At 42.4% G+C, this 14114-nt stretch carries 16 protein-coding genes; 4 read left to right on the forward strand and 12 right to left on the reverse strand.

What is annotated here, in order from left to right:
- Positions 1–25: 25 nt before the first annotated feature.
- Entirely contained in the window at positions 26–352 is a 327-nt protein-coding gene (locus tag LF817_RS13115) for a hypothetical protein (RefSeq protein ID WP_253936275.1), read from the reverse strand.
- A 207-nt stretch (positions 353–559) separates the two neighbouring features.
- On the opposite strand from LF817_RS13115, the gene LF817_RS13120 reads away from it, so the two are divergent.
- Positions 560–1054 (forward strand): GNAT family N-acetyltransferase, encoded by a 495-nt coding sequence (locus tag LF817_RS13120; protein WP_253936276.1) that lies wholly within the window; start codon positions 560–562, stop codon positions 1052–1054.
- Positions 1055–1114: 60 nt separating this feature from the next.
- Here LF817_RS13120 and LF817_RS13125 read toward each other — a convergent pair whose 3' ends face one another.
- The 6 genes from LF817_RS13125 to LF817_RS13150 all read right to left on the reverse strand — a co-directional run bounded on the left by LF817_RS13125 (position 1115) and on the right by LF817_RS13150 (position 7815).
- Positions 1115–1597, reverse strand: a complete 483-nt coding sequence (locus LF817_RS13125; protein ID WP_253936277.1) for a GNAT family N-acetyltransferase — start codon at positions 1595–1597, stop codon at positions 1115–1117.
- Between the two features lie 134 nt (positions 1598–1731).
- Positions 1732–2022, reverse strand: a complete 291-nt coding sequence (locus LF817_RS13130) for a hypothetical protein (RefSeq protein WP_253936278.1) — start codon at positions 2020–2022, stop codon at positions 1732–1734.
- Positions 2023–2241: 219 nt separating this feature from the next.
- A complete protein-coding gene (locus tag LF817_RS13135) occupies positions 2242–2880 on the reverse strand; it encodes a YczE/YyaS/YitT family protein (RefSeq protein ID WP_253936279.1) in 639 nt (212 codons plus the stop codon).
- Positions 2881–3770: 890 nt separating this feature from the next.
- Entirely contained in the window at positions 3771–5225 is a 1455-nt protein-coding gene (locus LF817_RS13140) for a glycoside hydrolase family 32 protein (protein WP_253936280.1), read from the reverse strand.
- A gap of 20 nt (positions 5226–5245) precedes the next feature.
- Positions 5246–6658 (reverse strand): PTS transporter subunit EIIC, encoded by a 1413-nt coding sequence (locus LF817_RS13145; protein WP_253936281.1) that lies wholly within the window; start codon positions 6656–6658, stop codon positions 5246–5248.
- 194 nt (positions 6659–6852) lie between these two features.
- Positions 6853–7815 carry a LacI family DNA-binding transcriptional regulator gene (locus LF817_RS13150; protein WP_253936365.1) on the reverse strand — a complete coding sequence of 321 codons (963 nt, stop codon included), beginning with the start codon at positions 7813–7815 and terminating at the stop codon, positions 6853–6855.
- Between the two features lie 422 nt (positions 7816–8237).
- Here LF817_RS13150 and LF817_RS13155 point away from each other — a divergent pair, with 422 nt between their 5' ends.
- The 3 genes from LF817_RS13155 (at position 8238) to LF817_RS13165 (ending at position 12050) form a co-directional block, all read left to right on the forward strand.
- On the forward strand, positions 8238–9374 hold the full coding sequence (locus LF817_RS13155; RefSeq protein ID WP_371925059.1) for a S8 family peptidase: 1137 nt from the start codon (positions 8238–8240) through the stop codon (positions 9372–9374).
- A 468-nt stretch (positions 9375–9842) separates the two neighbouring features.
- Positions 9843–11606, forward strand: coding sequence for a gamma-glutamyltransferase (gene ggt, locus LF817_RS13160; protein WP_371925060.1), 1764 nt, complete (start codon positions 9843–9845; stop codon positions 11604–11606).
- Between the two features lie 183 nt (positions 11607–11789).
- Positions 11790–12050 carry an AbrB/MazE/SpoVT family DNA-binding domain-containing protein gene (locus tag LF817_RS13165; protein ID WP_253936283.1) on the forward strand — a complete coding sequence of 87 codons (261 nt, stop codon included), beginning with the start codon at positions 11790–11792 and terminating at the stop codon, positions 12048–12050.
- 78 nt (positions 12051–12128) lie between these two features.
- On the opposite strand, the gene LF817_RS20275 is transcribed toward LF817_RS13165, so the two are convergent.
- The 5 genes from LF817_RS20275 to LF817_RS13185 form a co-directional block, all read right to left on the reverse strand.
- Complete coding sequence (locus LF817_RS20275; protein ID WP_256558311.1) at positions 12129–12254, reverse strand: hypothetical protein; 126 nt, start codon at positions 12252–12254, stop codon at positions 12129–12131.
- Positions 12255–12329: 75 nt separating this feature from the next.
- Positions 12330–12629 carry a hypothetical protein gene (locus LF817_RS13170; protein ID WP_253936284.1) on the reverse strand — a complete coding sequence of 100 codons (300 nt, stop codon included), beginning with the start codon at positions 12627–12629 and terminating at the stop codon, positions 12330–12332.
- 83 nt (positions 12630–12712) lie between these two features.
- Positions 12713–12880: a hypothetical protein gene (locus LF817_RS13175; protein ID WP_253936285.1), complete on the reverse strand. Its 168-nt coding sequence runs from the start codon at positions 12878–12880 to the stop codon at positions 12713–12715.
- A gap of 108 nt (positions 12881–12988) precedes the next feature.
- Positions 12989–13429 carry a hypothetical protein gene (locus LF817_RS13180; protein WP_253936286.1) on the reverse strand — a complete coding sequence of 147 codons (441 nt, stop codon included), beginning with the start codon at positions 13427–13429 and terminating at the stop codon, positions 12989–12991.
- 196 nt (positions 13430–13625) lie between these two features.
- On the reverse strand, positions 13626–14081 hold the full coding sequence (locus LF817_RS13185) for a hypothetical protein (RefSeq protein WP_253936287.1): 456 nt from the start codon (positions 14079–14081) through the stop codon (positions 13626–13628).
- Positions 14082–14114 lie beyond the last annotated feature (33 nt).

The following is a 14114-nucleotide window of genomic DNA, read 5'->3' on the forward strand; positions in this document are numbered from 1 at the left end:
CCATAACAATAGAAAAAAGCCAGTCTCAACGCAGACTGGCTTTTTCCATCACTTCATCCTTCTCATTAAAAACAATCTCTTGAGGAATGAGACGGTATGTCGTGCTCGTTTCATATTCTTCTCTAAGTTCAACGTAGCCTTCCTCTATCAATTCGTCTTTCGCCCGGTTAAAAGACTCCTGATTCAAGGCTGCCCGCTTCATCAACAATTCATTATCCGCCGTACATTCCTTTTTCGGTCCCGATCTGAAGTTCGCCCACAGCAGCGCCAGCCAGAGGAGGCGCGCTTCAGCAGAGACGGTATGCCGCTCCGCATTCGTGAAAAATAAGATGAATTCCTTTTGATAATTCAATACCTCTCCCCCTTTTCTCGGTTCATCATTATAATCGAAAGAAAAAAGCAGTTGGTGTACTCTATGTTTCTAGTGTTTCACATAGAACTCTTAGGTATACTAAAAATAATAGCTATGTTCAATCTTTTCGTATGGACTCCCTTCTATTGATAGAAGGGAACGTGCAAGCTTTTATGAGTGAAGTAACCGTTTAAAGGAGGGATTTGATTGTTACACACAAGAGACGCCGTACTAGAAGATCTGCCTATTATGCTGGATATTTATAACGAAGCGGTACGCGACCTGACGGCTACTTTTGATTTAGAAGAACAAACGCTGGAGGAACGGAAGAGCTGGTTCAGCAAACACGGAGAGAAATATCCCCTGATTGTTGCAGAATTGGATGGCCAGGCATCAGGGTATTGCGGATTGAGTTCCTTCAGAGGAAAACCCGGCTACGCCTATACAGCCGAGGTCTCAGTCTATGTGTCCTCCATCCAGCAGGGCAAGGGAATAGGGTCTGTTTTGTTGAAAGAGATCCTGCAGCGAGCATTTGATCTGGGCTATCACACGATCATTGGCGGAATCAGCGGCGATAATCCCCAAAGTGTACAGCTTCATAAAAAATTCGGCTTTACATATGCAGGCAGTTTAAAAGAAGTGGGGTACAAGTTCGGGGAATGGCAGGATGTCCATTTCTATCAATATATCATCAGACCGTGATGGATAAGCTGAAAGGCCGGGACACTCCGGCCTTTCAGCTTTTTAATGCAGACTAAGAAATTATGTGTCTAAGTATTTTTTCATGAGGTACTGTTCACCAATTGGCCCTAATATTCTTTTTCCCGTATCGTGAAACCCTGCTTTAACGTATAATTTCTGGGCTGCTATATTTGTATGATTGACGGCTAATACAATTTCGTTACATTCAGGAAATTTTTCACGGACAAAACTTTCTAATAACAACATCCCCTGCCTGGCGTATCCCTTCCCCTGTTCTGGATGATTGATAGATAAGGCAGTCAGCAGCATAGCATGAGGGTTGGTGGAAAATTCTTTGACCCTATCGGTTTCATGCAGCAAAAAGAACCCGACTGGCACATCATCACTTACGATGACCACTCGATGCTCCCCTTCGGCCACTTCTGAAAATCTGTTTGGTAATGCAGTAAATCTTTCTTGTTCGTAAGGGAGTTTAAAAGCATGCAGTACGTCTGCGTAGCGGTTAGAGTAAAGTTTGAGTTGTATGGAATGTGCTGGATTCATTGGACTTCTCCTCGTTTTCCTTAAGGGGATCATTTTTATATGGAACATTATACAATATTTAGTGGGTTCTAGTTCACTTCACACAAAAAAGAGACAATGTTCACGATTGCCTCCGCTCATTTGACTCCTTTTTATTATCTTCTCTGCGTCACCCGTTCGGAATTCGCACTTTGCAGCTGCTTAATCTGTTCCTGAAGATCATCCAGCTGCTGCTGCATTTGCTGCTTCTCCAATTCCTGCTCCTGCTGGTCGATGATGTCCTGTATTCTTTCTTGCCTATCTTGTTCAATGGCAATGGTTTGACCGGCCAATGTTATAAAATCACCGGTTGATACGAGCCACTGTCCGAATAATTGCAGGAGGTCCGCGAAATTATAATCAACTTCTACTTCTTCACTTTGGTCATTATTAATTAAAAAGCTCATAATATCCACCCTCTTCGGAACTGTTTTATGTTATGTATGAAGGGCTTGGATTGCTTCTCCAATTCCGTTCTTCTTATCATTCAGCGACTAATAAATTATATGTGGAAAGCGGCAAAGAGTGAATCAAACTCTTTGGAAGCTTCTAACTCTCTCCTTATTCAAACTCAGCGAAAATAAAAAACTCTTACCCTGACCACGCTCCAGAGTAAGAGAATCCTATTACATTGCGAGTTCAAAGCGCTCGCGGTAGTGCGGATGCGCCATATAATACAAAGGATACCCCTTCGTATAAAAGAATTGAATGAGCGTACCGGCAAAAACAACGCCAAGCACCGTACCAAGTCCAACGGGTCCGCCAATCAGCAGCGCTGAGGTGGATGTGGTGAAAGCGATAGCCGTCTGGCTTAGACGCAAGCTCAAGTTGAACCTTTTGGCAACGACGAGAAATAGTTGGTCAACCGGTGCACGCGGCAGCTGAGGTAAAATATAAATCGCAACGCCTAATGCACTGAAGGCTACGCCCATGGACAGAATGACGACCTGAAGGGCAAGCGGCAGAGAAGCGAAACTGATATTTTTAAACACGATCTCTACCCAAAAGTCCAAAATCAAACTTTCCAATACGATAGGAAGCAAAGCTCTCACTTCCGGCGACTGCTTCATCAGCCTGCCATTCACAAAAATAATAGCCAGTTGAAAAATCGCGTACCACATCCCCACAGTTAAACCGAGGTGATCGGAAATCCCAACAAACAACGCCGTCCAAAACCCCGCCCCTAACGCAGCATTAATGATAAGAGCGACTCCAAAATAATTAACAAACATCCCAAGAATATACACAGTCATACGGTAAAACATATCTGATCCTCATCTTTCCTTTTAATTGCCGAGAGCTACCGTCATTGATTTATTATCCGGCCATTTTAATAGCGATGAAGGCTGTGGTCAATTACATTTATGTAAAAATGAATAGGCGGAGTTTTCTCAATTTTTCAGGTGGGGTTCCGGCGGCGAGATAAGGTCATCTTCAGGAATAAACACGACGTCTTCTTCTAGCGATAATTACAATTTCTTTTGGTCACAACAGAGTATGTCTTAATGAAAAATAAAGCGGTATGTTCTCGATAATCAATGGAGAACATACCGCTTTATTCTATTTATTTAGCTCTGTTAATTTTTAGTGTTGATATTCAAACAAGCTCCCTATTTTTGAAGTTTAGTTTCGAGACATAGTGAGAGTTTAGGGGCTGCAGGAAACGATTCGCTTTCCGTGGGACGGGCGCTGAGCCTCCTCGAGCTTCGCTCTGTGGGGTCTCACCTGTCCCGCTAATCCCACAGGAGTCTCAACGTTTCCTTCCGCCCCTCTGCCTAATAGGTATCTCGAAACCGCTTAAAGCAGAAATCTTAATGTAAGCATGTGGTTGTTATTGAAATACTTGCTATAGAGCGTTTGCTACTTCTAGGACAAGAATGATAGAAGACGCTCTCTCTCTGAGCAGGCGGTTCGTTTCTCCTCTTATCGAACGGGGTGGTTGGGAAGCTGCGAGACTCCCGTGGGAGAAGGAGGTAGGCGAGATCCCACAGGGCTTTAGCCCGAGGAAGCTCGCCAGTTCCCCCACAGGAAAGCGAGTAGCTTCCCAACCACCCCTGACTCTCAATACGGCAACGAACCCGGTTATCTCGGAATCAAGTCTTCCGCATTCCTGCCGTATTGTGGAATAACTCTCTTATAAACACCTATAGTAGAGTTACCCTGTTTCCACATGAGTGGTAATAGACCCTAAACAAAACAAGTCGCCTGTGACACTTTCTGAATGAACTACAGAGAGATCAGCTATGAACATCCGGCTTGTAAAAATGGTTTGCCCGTTATCACAAAAAATTTCAATGCTGGAGGAATCCACAAAGATACGAATACGATGGCTCTCTTTGTTCTGTCGTAAAGCATACCTTTTCACCCCATAACGTTCCGCAAAAAGGTGAGTCATGTTTGAACGGTCTAAACAATACTCCCCTCCATTAGAAGAGAACGTGATGGATTCCCCATCCTTGTTTTTAAATGTCATTTCAAATCTTTCATCCACAGACACTTCGATTTCAAACGCCCGGGAAGACAAAACGTGATTTTTCTTCAACGTTTCACGACCGGTTCGCAAACTCTCAAGCTCTTTTATTGGATGTTGAAGAAGACGATTTCCGCTTATCGTAATTTCCCGGGGGATAGTCAGCATGTGCGCCCACATATTTGAATCCGTCGGGTAATCACTCTTGGAATTACCGAGCCAGCCAATTAGAATTCTTCGACCTTGCTCATCTTGATACGTTTGCGGAGCGTAGAAGTCAAACCCTTTATCCAGCTCGATGAACTCACTTCCACCAAAGCTCAATTGGTCAACATCAAGGGGCTGACCGACCGCATACACGACAGAAAATACATTGTTGAAATTATATTTATCTTTTATTAAATCTCCCTGCGGAGAAAAAATCAGAACGCCTTGATCTTCCTCTTCGAAATAATTCGGACATTCCCACATATAACCCGGATTTTTCATCGTAGTATTCACAATGCCTTGATACGTCATTTCATGAATGGAGGGTCCGCTGTATAGAGCTAACGCCCCTTGCTGATGGACGGTTTCCCCTCCAACGAGCATGTAATACACTTCATCCCGTTTAAACACGACTGGATCCCGGAAATTATGTGTGAATTGCGGGGCAGGTGCTTCTGTAATGGCACCGTGCTTCGTTACGTTCAAGTTTTCATCCATAGACGCATATACCTGATTCTGGTTGACCTGGCCGTCTTTGCTGACTTGGTTCCCCGTATAGAAGAGATGAAGATCCTCTCCTTCGATAAAGCTTGATCCTGAAAAACAACCATGAGAATCATAGTTCTGATCTGGATAAAGTGCGACTCCGTGATCTTCAAAATGGATAAAATCCTTTGTAGACACATGATACCAATGCTTCAGGCCATGCACCGGACCAAGCGGAAACCATTGATAAAAGATATGGTGTCTCCCCTTATAGTAGGAGAGACCATTGGGATCATTCAAAAGCCCGTGACGGGGAGCCACATGATACGTCGGATAGTAAGGATCCTGTTTCGTTTTATTTTCGATCATATTCAAATAACCATCGGATACGTCCGTCATTGATAAAAATCGGTTCTGACGGTTAGAAAAGTCGATAGGCTGGATCATAGGAGGCTTCCTTTCTTTTATTAACCATGATTGACCTTGTAGTTTAGTGCCGGCTGTTCCGCTTCTTGTTTTTCACGGTACGCTGCGAATGTGACTAAGAAGGAAGTAGCAAGCGCTACTAGAATGACGAGAATGTATTGGAAAAATCCATCTCCGATATACAGCAGTAAACCTGGCAGCATCGTTGAACCCGTTCCTTGAGCTGCGATGCCGAGAATAGAAGCTAAACCACCGCCAACTGCTCCACCTAAACACCCGAAGAAGAACGGTTTCACTTTAGGCAGGTTAATCGCAAACATAACAGGTTCAGTGATTCCTAAAAAGGCCGGGATGACAGAGCCGTACATGTTGGAGCGTTTGATCTTGTTTTTCTGTTGAATGATCACAGCAATCGCAGCCCCGGCCTGCCCGGCGATGGCAGCTGTGCCGATCGGATTAATGAGATCATAGCCCGTTTCTGCTACCATTTTTACCGAAATGGGAACAATCGTATGGTGCATGCCGGTGATCGTAAGAAATTGAATGGCCCCTCCATAGACGAAACCACCGATTCCGAATGGCAATTCAAAGAAGTACATGATCCCTGAAGTGATCAAGTTTTCAATTCCTAGAATCAGCGGTCCTACCATGATTAAGCCGAGAACTAAAGAGAATAGCAACGTAATGAACGGTGTCAAAATCAAGTCCAAAGCTTCTGGAACAAACTTTCGTGCCTTCTTTTCAATCGTTGCTGCTAACCAACCCATAAAAACAGCTGGCAGGATCGAACTTTGCATACCGGTGATCGGGATATCAAATCCGAGGAACGGAAGCAGTAAAGGTTCAGCATCCCCAAAGGTCACTGCCCACTTATCCGGCAGCTGCGGCGCCACGAGCATCAACCCGAGCGCAACACCAAGAACAGGAGAACCGCCGAAGGTTTTCATGGCTGACCAGGCAACGAATACTGGAATGAACGTAAAGGCCGTGTCTGTCAGTACTTGAGAGAGTACTAATACGGTATCGGACATTTCCATCCCAAATCCGTTGATTAATAAACCACGCAGCCCCATCAATAGCCCGGTTGCAATCAAGACAGGGATTACAGGAATGAATATATCAGCAAACGTCTTCGTCAACTGCTGGATTTTAGTTTTATTCGAGCCGCCGGACGGTTCCTCTTTTTCACCTTGCTCTTCAGCCACGCCTTGATTAACCAATTCAGCGAACACCTTGTTTACAAATCCAGTACCCAAAATGATTTGATGCTGGCCGCTTTGAAAAAAGTAACCGCTCACGCCTGGAATCGAGTCAAAAGCCTGCTTGTCCAATTTTTGATCATCGTGCAGTTCCACTCTCAACCTTGTGGCGCAATGCGATACTCGATAAATGTTCTCTTTTCCACCGAGGGCTTCCAAAACACTATCGGCAACTACTTTAGGGTTCTTTGCCATTACATTTTCCTCCTAAGTTAGATTACTAAAGTGGAAACGTTTCCACTTTAATGAAAAATAAAAAGATCATTCAAGTAAAAAAGTTTCATTTTTTGGAAACGTTTCCACTTTTGTTTTTAAAAGAAAGCGACTCTAGAAATCGCTTTTTGTTAATAACCATAATAGCGCTTTCACTTTAGAATGTCAACACTATTTTATTTAGTACTCGTTCCGTTATGAAATTCGACAGGCAATATCACCTTCTCATCAGTCGGTTGATCGTTGATCATGCTGATAATCGCTTCAGCTGCCTTTTCCGCCATCAAATGCACAGGCTGCTTAATCGTTGAAAACGTCAATTCTTCTTCCTTACTGGCTGTAATTCCATCGTAGCCGATGACCTGGACATCCTCTGGAACGCGTTTTCTTTCGTTTTGTAAGGTGCTGATAATAATCCTGGCCCATTTATCATTCATGGCAAAAACGCCATCCACATCAGGATGCTCATGGAAGAATGTGCGTACACTTTCACTAATATCCTCCACCGGTTCTTCCAGTTCAAGCACATGGTAGGAAATGCTGCTCTGCTTTGCTTCAGCTTCAAAGCCCTGGCGGCGTCTCATCGATTCGTTCTTAATGTCCGAGACGCTTCCTAAGAAAGCGATCTTCCTGCATCCTCGTTTAATCAGTTCATCCGCTGCGATTTGGCCGCCTTTTTCATTGTCACTGGTGACGTAAACGACATCTTCCGTGAAGTGGCGGTCAATGCTGACGATCGGCAAATGGCTGGTGATATATTGATCAAGATCATGACTGTACGTAATCGCAATCAATCCGTCGATCTTATTTTTCTCCAGCATCGATATATAGTTGATTTCTTTCATTACATCACTCTGCGAATTACATAAGATCATTTTGTACCCATTGTTAGAAAGCACCTGCTCCACGTGGTAGGCGAATTTCGAGAAAAAAGGATGCCATATTGTAGGAACAATCAAGGCTACCGAACGCGATTGCTGCATCTTGAAGTTTCTGGCCACTTCATTTGGTTTATATTTCAATGTCTCAATCGCTCGCTCTACTTTGAGCCGCGTTGATTCTTTAACGGGACCATTTTTATTAATCACTCGAGAAACGGTGCCAAGGCCGACTCCTGCTTCCTTAGCTACGTCTTTCATATTGACCAAAGTATCACCTGCTTTACTAGTTCTTTATTAGTAATAGTTTATCATAGATCAATCCATTATAATCTTTCCTATTACCTGGAGAGTGTAATTACATGAAGATTTGAATTCAAAATATCAAGATGAATCTCCCTTATGCTTCTAAAATAATGAGGGACTCACTAAAGATCAAGTCCTAAGATGAGGGTCACCGGACTATAGCAACCTCACCATCATTTGTGTGGAATATATCTATAAATGACGCTTCAAGAATAATACCCTTGTTAAACTTTCCCAAGTTGATGCTTCCACACTGCCTTGAGCAGCCTCTTTTACATAGGTATTTCCCAAACATCCGTCATACTATCGACGTTATCATAATATTAGAACTATTCAGAATTCTATTGGAACTCTGAGTAAAAAATTAAAGGAGGACTTTGATGCGTAAACACATGTGGAAAGTAGCCGGGTTTATTTTAATGTTTGCTCTAGTCTTTACATTCAGTAACATAGCCCAAGCTTCAGCTGAAAAAGCGGCTGAGCAAAAGGCAGTGGTAGAAGAATACTTAATTGGCTTTAAATCAAAAGTGAACCAAAATGCCGTAAAAGGAGTCGGAGGAAAAGTAATTCACGAATATGAATATATGAATGTCGTGCATGCCAAGCTTCCGGAACAAGCAGTAAAAGCCTTATCCAACAATCCTAATGTGGCGTATGTAGAAAAAGATCATGTCGCACAGGCAACTAGTCAAACGACGCCCTACGGAATCTCACAAATTAATGCAGATGATGTACAAGCTCAAGGAACGACTGGGAATGGTGTAAAGGTAGCTGTACTGGACTCTGGTATTGATGGAGCACATGAAGATTTAAATGTAGCTGGCGGAGAGAGTTTTGTAAGCGGCGAACCTAACCCCTTAGTAGATGAGAATGGCCATGGTACACATGTGGCTGGAACGGTTGCAGGGGTAGATAATTCACTAGGTGTGCTAGGTGTAGCGCCATCTACTGACCTCTACGCCGTTAAAGTATTAAGTAGTGAAGGCAGCGGTTCTTACAGTGGAATTGCTCAAGGGATTGAGTGGGCAATTAGCAATGACATCGACATTATTAACATGAGTCTGGGTGGAAGCCGCGGATCAGCCACTTTAGAACAAGCAGTAAACAATGCTGATGATCAGGGCGTATTAGTAGTAGCTGCTGCTGGAAATGAAGGGTCTAAAGGGAAGAAAAACACAATCGGTTACCCTGCTAAATATGACGCTGCGATGGCTGTTGGCGCCGTAGACGATGTCAATAACAGAGCCTCATTTTCCAGTGTTGGGGACGAACTTGAAGTGATGGCTCCGGGTGTAGATATTTTAAGTTCTGTACCGGGTAATGATTATGAGCGCTTTAACGGTACTTCCATGGCAAGCCCGCACGTTGCTGGGGCAGCTGCTTTACTATTAGCAGATGATTCTGGATTGACTAATGATGAGATCAGACAAACGTTGAATGACACAGCTGTTCCTCTTGGTGATTCCTTCTCCTATGGAAACGGAGTTATCGACGTGCAAGCAGCTATTCAATAATATTCAAAAGAGGCTCCAATATAAGTAAAAAGTGTTTCTAATAATGAAAAAGCGTGTGAAATTATCGATTTCATGCGCTTTTTCATTTCCCTACTGGGTGGAAGTTGAAAACCCGCACAATACCGCGCCTTCATCAATAAAGACTGCGCACCTCCAACACGGCACTAAGAAGAAGTTTTCAACCCACTGGCTCAAGAGCAGTTTGGAATTTATAAAACTTAAATAAGTGTAGCTATTATTATATATAAACAGTCCCTTTCCTTTTACCTAGAAGCCAGCAGTCGATGCGTGTATTTTTATAACAGGTAAAGACAAATGGTGTCGATTACTGAGTTACACTTACTGTAAGTTTGAGAAAAGCGGATAAAGCAGCTGCATTAAATTGAAATTATTGGGAGTTATCGTCTGTATATACAATTCAGAATGTTCTGTAAAATGTAGAATAATATGGAAAGGAGGAGAATTTTATTGAATGTTAAACGAAGACAAACCTGGTCATTCATCGTGTTAGTGGTCCTTTTGTTCACTACAGCACTTCCGGGCGGAGCTTTTGCTAAGGGGGGTCCTCATTATTCTGAAGATGAAGTAGCTTATGGAGAGGAAGGAATGGTAGCCACTGCTCACCCTGCTGCCACAGAAATTGGTGCAGAGGTTCTCCGTAAAGGGGGAACGGCCATGGATGCAGCGGTTGCTATACAGCTTGCGCTAAACGTGGCAGAGCCGATGATGTCAGGCATTGGCGGTGGCGGCTTTATGATGGTGTATGAAGCTGAGGAGGACGATGTCTCGATCATTGACAGCCGTGAACGTGCTCCGGCTGGTGCGGAGCCGGATATGTTCCTTGATGAGAATGGAGAGGTTATACCTTTTTCAGAACGGCATATTACCGGAGATGCTGTTGGTGTGCCCGGGACGTTAAAAGGGTTAATGACAGCCTACGACGAATGGGGAACCCGCCCATTTAATCAATTAATCAACCCCGCCATTAAACTTGCACATAAGGGTGTAGAAGTAAATAGTGTGCTGGCAGAGGCTATTGATGATAATCAATATGAATTATCAAGAAGCGCAGCGAAAGATGTCTTTTTACCTGGCGGTGAGCCTCTGCAGGAAGGAGATAAGCTTGTCCAAAAAGACCTGGCAGATACCTTTAAACTAATCCGAAAAGATGGGTTAGATGCTTTTTACGGAGGTGAAATTGGACAGGCTCTTGCCGATACGGTTCAGGATTTTGGCGGCACCATGACATCTGATGATCTGGAAAACTATCAGCTTACAATAGATGAGCCTGTAACGGGGACTTACCGGGGGTACGAAATTGCTTCAATGCCGCCGCCAAGTTCTGGAGGCCTGACTGTTCTTCAAATGCTTAAAATGCTGGAAGGGTTTGATTTAAGCGAATATGATGTAAAATCACCTGAAAAATATCATGTAATGGCCGAAGCGATGCATCTCGCTTATGCTGATCGAAATGCATATATCGGAGACACGCAGTTTGTGGATGTACCGATGGAAGGCATGTTAAATGAAGAATACTTAGCAGAACGAGCTTCCCTTATCGAGATGGGGCAGGCTAATGAAAATGTCGAACCAGGTGATCCGTGGGAGTATCAAGATGGGGAATTAGACCCCGCAGCCAGTAGTGAGGACGACCGTGAAATCGGAGAGACCACCCATTTTAGTGTAGCGGATAAATGGGGAAATCACGTGTCCTATACGACAACGATTGAGCAAGTATTTGGTTCAGGGATTATGGTGCCGGAATACGGTTTTATGCTGAATAATGAGTTAACCGATTTCAGTGCAGTCCCGGGAGGACCTAACCAGGTGAAGCCTGGCAAACGACCGATGAGCAGCATGACACCTACCATGGTGTTTAAAGACGGCGAACCTTATCTGTCACTTGGTTCCCCTGGCGGCCCTACGATCATAACTTCTGTCTTTCAAACGCTCGTTAATGTAATCGATTATGATATGCCGTTGAAGGATGCGATAGAGGAACCGAGAATATACAGTGCCTCTTATCCTCAAATTAGTTGGGAAGACGGCATTCCGGATGAAACAAGAGCTACAATGGAAGACTGGGGCCACCAATGGCAAAGCAGCCCTGGAGAAATTGGAAACGTACAGGCTGTAAGAGTTCTTGAAGATGGCAGTTACGAAGGTGCAGCCGATTCATCAAGAGCCGGTACAGCCATTGGGCTTGATAAAACAACAGGAAAAAATAAATAAGCACCTTAGCAGAAAAAGCGGAGTCCTAAATCAGGACTCCGTTTTTGATGTTAGACTAATTATTTCATAAAAAATTAAGACTCAGTCCTACTTAAATAAAAACTGATAAAAATATAAACCCAGTATATAGATTTTTTAAATCATTCCCAAGTGTTATAATAGTTATAACATTATAATGAGGACGTGATCATTTTGGATCAATTCGAAAGAAAAGTTACTAAGATTGGAAACAGCTTTGGAATTACTCTTCCTACAGAACTACTGAAGCAAGTTGGCTTATCACAGGGAGATGATGTCCAAGTTGAAGTAAAAGACGGGAAAATTGTCTTAAGAAAAAAAGAGGAAATAAGACTTCCCGAAGGGGTCGATGCTGAATTCATGGATGTTTTAAATGATGTGATTAATGAGCATGATAAAGCGTTCAAAGGTTTAGTGGACAGATAATGAATGAGGTTGTCTATTTAACAACAAATCAAGTTATCGCTATTAACGCTGTCCAAATTCGCCTATTTCTCTATTACTTCATTCTTTTTCCTTTATTCCTTTTAACAATTCAAGAATTTGTTCATTTGTTTTATTCAATCTCCTCAGCTGTAACTCAATCGAAAAAACCGTTACGATTACAGCTATCCCAATAATGATCTCCATGGAATTGGTCTCCTCACATTTTACGATGCACTTCAAATTTCACAAAGAAGTTTTCAACTTTCAAACTTGCCTTCGTCAGTCTAATAATGAGCCCATAATAAATGGTGCGATGATTAATAGTATAGAAGTAAAAACAAGTGCATTCGAAACTTTTTCAGGCAGCTTCCTTCTTCCTTTTCCCTTATACCAACCAGAGAATTGCAACTTGTTTCTATATAGTACAAAATATAAAACTAATATTGCTAATGCACCGAGCCACGAATAGCTTTCCGTTGGTTCATGGATTGCATAAATTTCACCAATAAATGCAAAAACCAAGCCGCCAAGTAGTACAAAAATTAAGATGATGCGCAGTAATTCTAATATCGTCCTCATCTCTAACCTCCTTCCTCTTTTATTCATACCTTATAGTCCTCAAAAACTACTATTAGAAAAAATCAGGAGACGACGTATGACGACTAGGAGTAAGTTATATTTACCGCTGCTAAGGCGATGATAAACAAGACGTATAATGACAAGGCGATTTTCTTATTACCTTTATGTCCCTCTTTATTCTTAAGAACCGTAATGAGTTTATAAGTTAAAAATAGAGCTGCTAAAATTGAAACCAAAAACACGCCATTCATTGGGATTACCCCTCGCGTTCATTAACTTTAGTTTGCACTTGCTTAAAATTAGTGATGATAGTTTCCACGGGAAAGCTTAATGTTTCTAACGTATTGTAAAACTCTTAATCAATGTCTCTGCATGACATTACCGACCTTAGCAAACAAGCCAGTGAGACCGAAATAAATGTTAAAAAAGATCAGCCCGCAAAGAGCTCCAACTGCAATGTTTCTCAGAAAACCTGAGATTGAATTAGAGGATAAAAATCTCTGCACCGTAAAATCTTCAAAAATAATAGAATAAATCGGCGGGAAATACATAATCAAAACCCACAGCACAGCCCCACTCAACATATACACGAGAAAATTCGTCAGGTATCGATTTCTCCATTGAATCCACAAGTACATGATTTTAACAATTATTCCGCTGCCCACAAATACAATGAAAGCAATTAGAAATACTAGAAGCGCATATTCTTCGCTGCCTTGCCAATAGAAATAAAGACTCACGAGCAATGCAGCTAAAATACTTGTTAGGATTTGGATTACTCCTTCTCTCACCTTGTTCAAACCGACTCCTCCCTTAGATTTTGTCCTTTCACTATTTTCCCAATAGACTGAACAGTAATTAATGGGATAAGCCTCTATCTAACTAGCCAAATTTTGCACCGATGATATTCTCTTTTCGATATATTTATAAAGCTGGGTTACAGATTCTTAGAGGTCAAAGATTGTTACAATTACATGTAGTAAATCTGATGTTCCCTTATAAAATATTAATTCTGACGACCTCTCCTATATTAACCCCCACCCAGGTGACGATAAATGGAAGAGCGTCGGTAGGAAAGTCCATTCTTGCAGATCCAAAATCCAAAACAAATAAAAAAACTGTAAAAACAATGCTAAGAACACTCAAAAGTCCAGCTTCTATCATGTTTTTTCGTTTCCAGCGCTTCTCCCCCTTATTATCTCTTTCAAAATCCTCAAGAAAGCGGCTTGTCTTTGTTCCGATCGTCTTACCTGTCTTAAGCTTGTACAGTGAATATACTGTTACCCCCCAGAAAAACACGCAGCATAAACCAAGAAGGACGGCAGCTGACCCTCCCTCCTTCATATAATAAATAAACAGAACGAATGACAGCAGCATGGAGATATTGTGTTGGACCAAACGCTTCTTTTTTAAACGCTTAACTTCTTGAATATCCCATTCTGTTTCATCCATCATATCCTCCCTTTCTATATAGATTCCTTTCAT

The sequence above is a fragment of the Halobacillus sp. A1 genome, from assembly GCF_024189295.1.
Classification (GTDB): Bacteria; Bacillota; Bacilli; order Bacillales; family Halobacillaceae; genus Halobacillus_A.

What these genes read in the sequence shown, in the direction of transcription:
- LF817_RS13140 (WP_253936280.1), bottom strand. Translation starts at nt 5,225, where the DNA reads ATGATCCAGCCTATCGACTTTTCTAACCGTCAGAACCGATTTTTATCA.
- LF817_RS13130 (WP_253936278.1), bottom strand. Translation starts at nt 2,022, where the DNA reads ATGAGCTTTTTAATTAATAATGACCAAAGTGAAGAAGTAGAAGTTGAT.
- LF817_RS13150 (WP_253936365.1), bottom strand. Translation starts at nt 7,815, where the DNA reads ATGAAAGACGTAGCTAAGGAAGCAGGAGTCGGCCTTGGCACCGTTTCT.
- LF817_RS20275 (WP_256558311.1), bottom strand. Translation starts at nt 12,254, where the DNA reads ATGGAGATCATTATTGGGATAGCTGTAATCGTAACGGTTTTTTCGATT.
- LF817_RS13125 (WP_253936277.1), bottom strand. Translation starts at nt 1,597, where the DNA reads ATGAATCCAGCACATTCCATACAACTCAAACTTTACTCTAACCGCTAC.
- LF817_RS13185 (WP_253936287.1), bottom strand. Translation starts at nt 14,081, where the DNA reads ATGGATGAAACAGAATGGGATATTCAAGAAGTTAAGCGTTTAAAAAAG.
- LF817_RS13135 (WP_253936279.1), bottom strand. Translation starts at nt 2,880, where the DNA reads ATGTTTTACCGTATGACTGTGTATATTCTTGGGATGTTTGTTAATTAT.
- LF817_RS13170 (WP_253936284.1), bottom strand. Translation starts at nt 12,629, where the DNA reads ATGAGGACGATATTAGAATTACTGCGCATCATCTTAATTTTTGTACTA.
- LF817_RS13145 (WP_253936281.1), bottom strand. Translation starts at nt 6,658, where the DNA reads ATGGCAAAGAACCCTAAAGTAGTTGCCGATAGTGTTTTGGAAGCCCTC.
- LF817_RS13175 (WP_253936285.1), bottom strand. Translation starts at nt 12,880, where the DNA reads ATGAATGGCGTGTTTTTGGTTTCAATTTTAGCAGCTCTATTTTTAACT.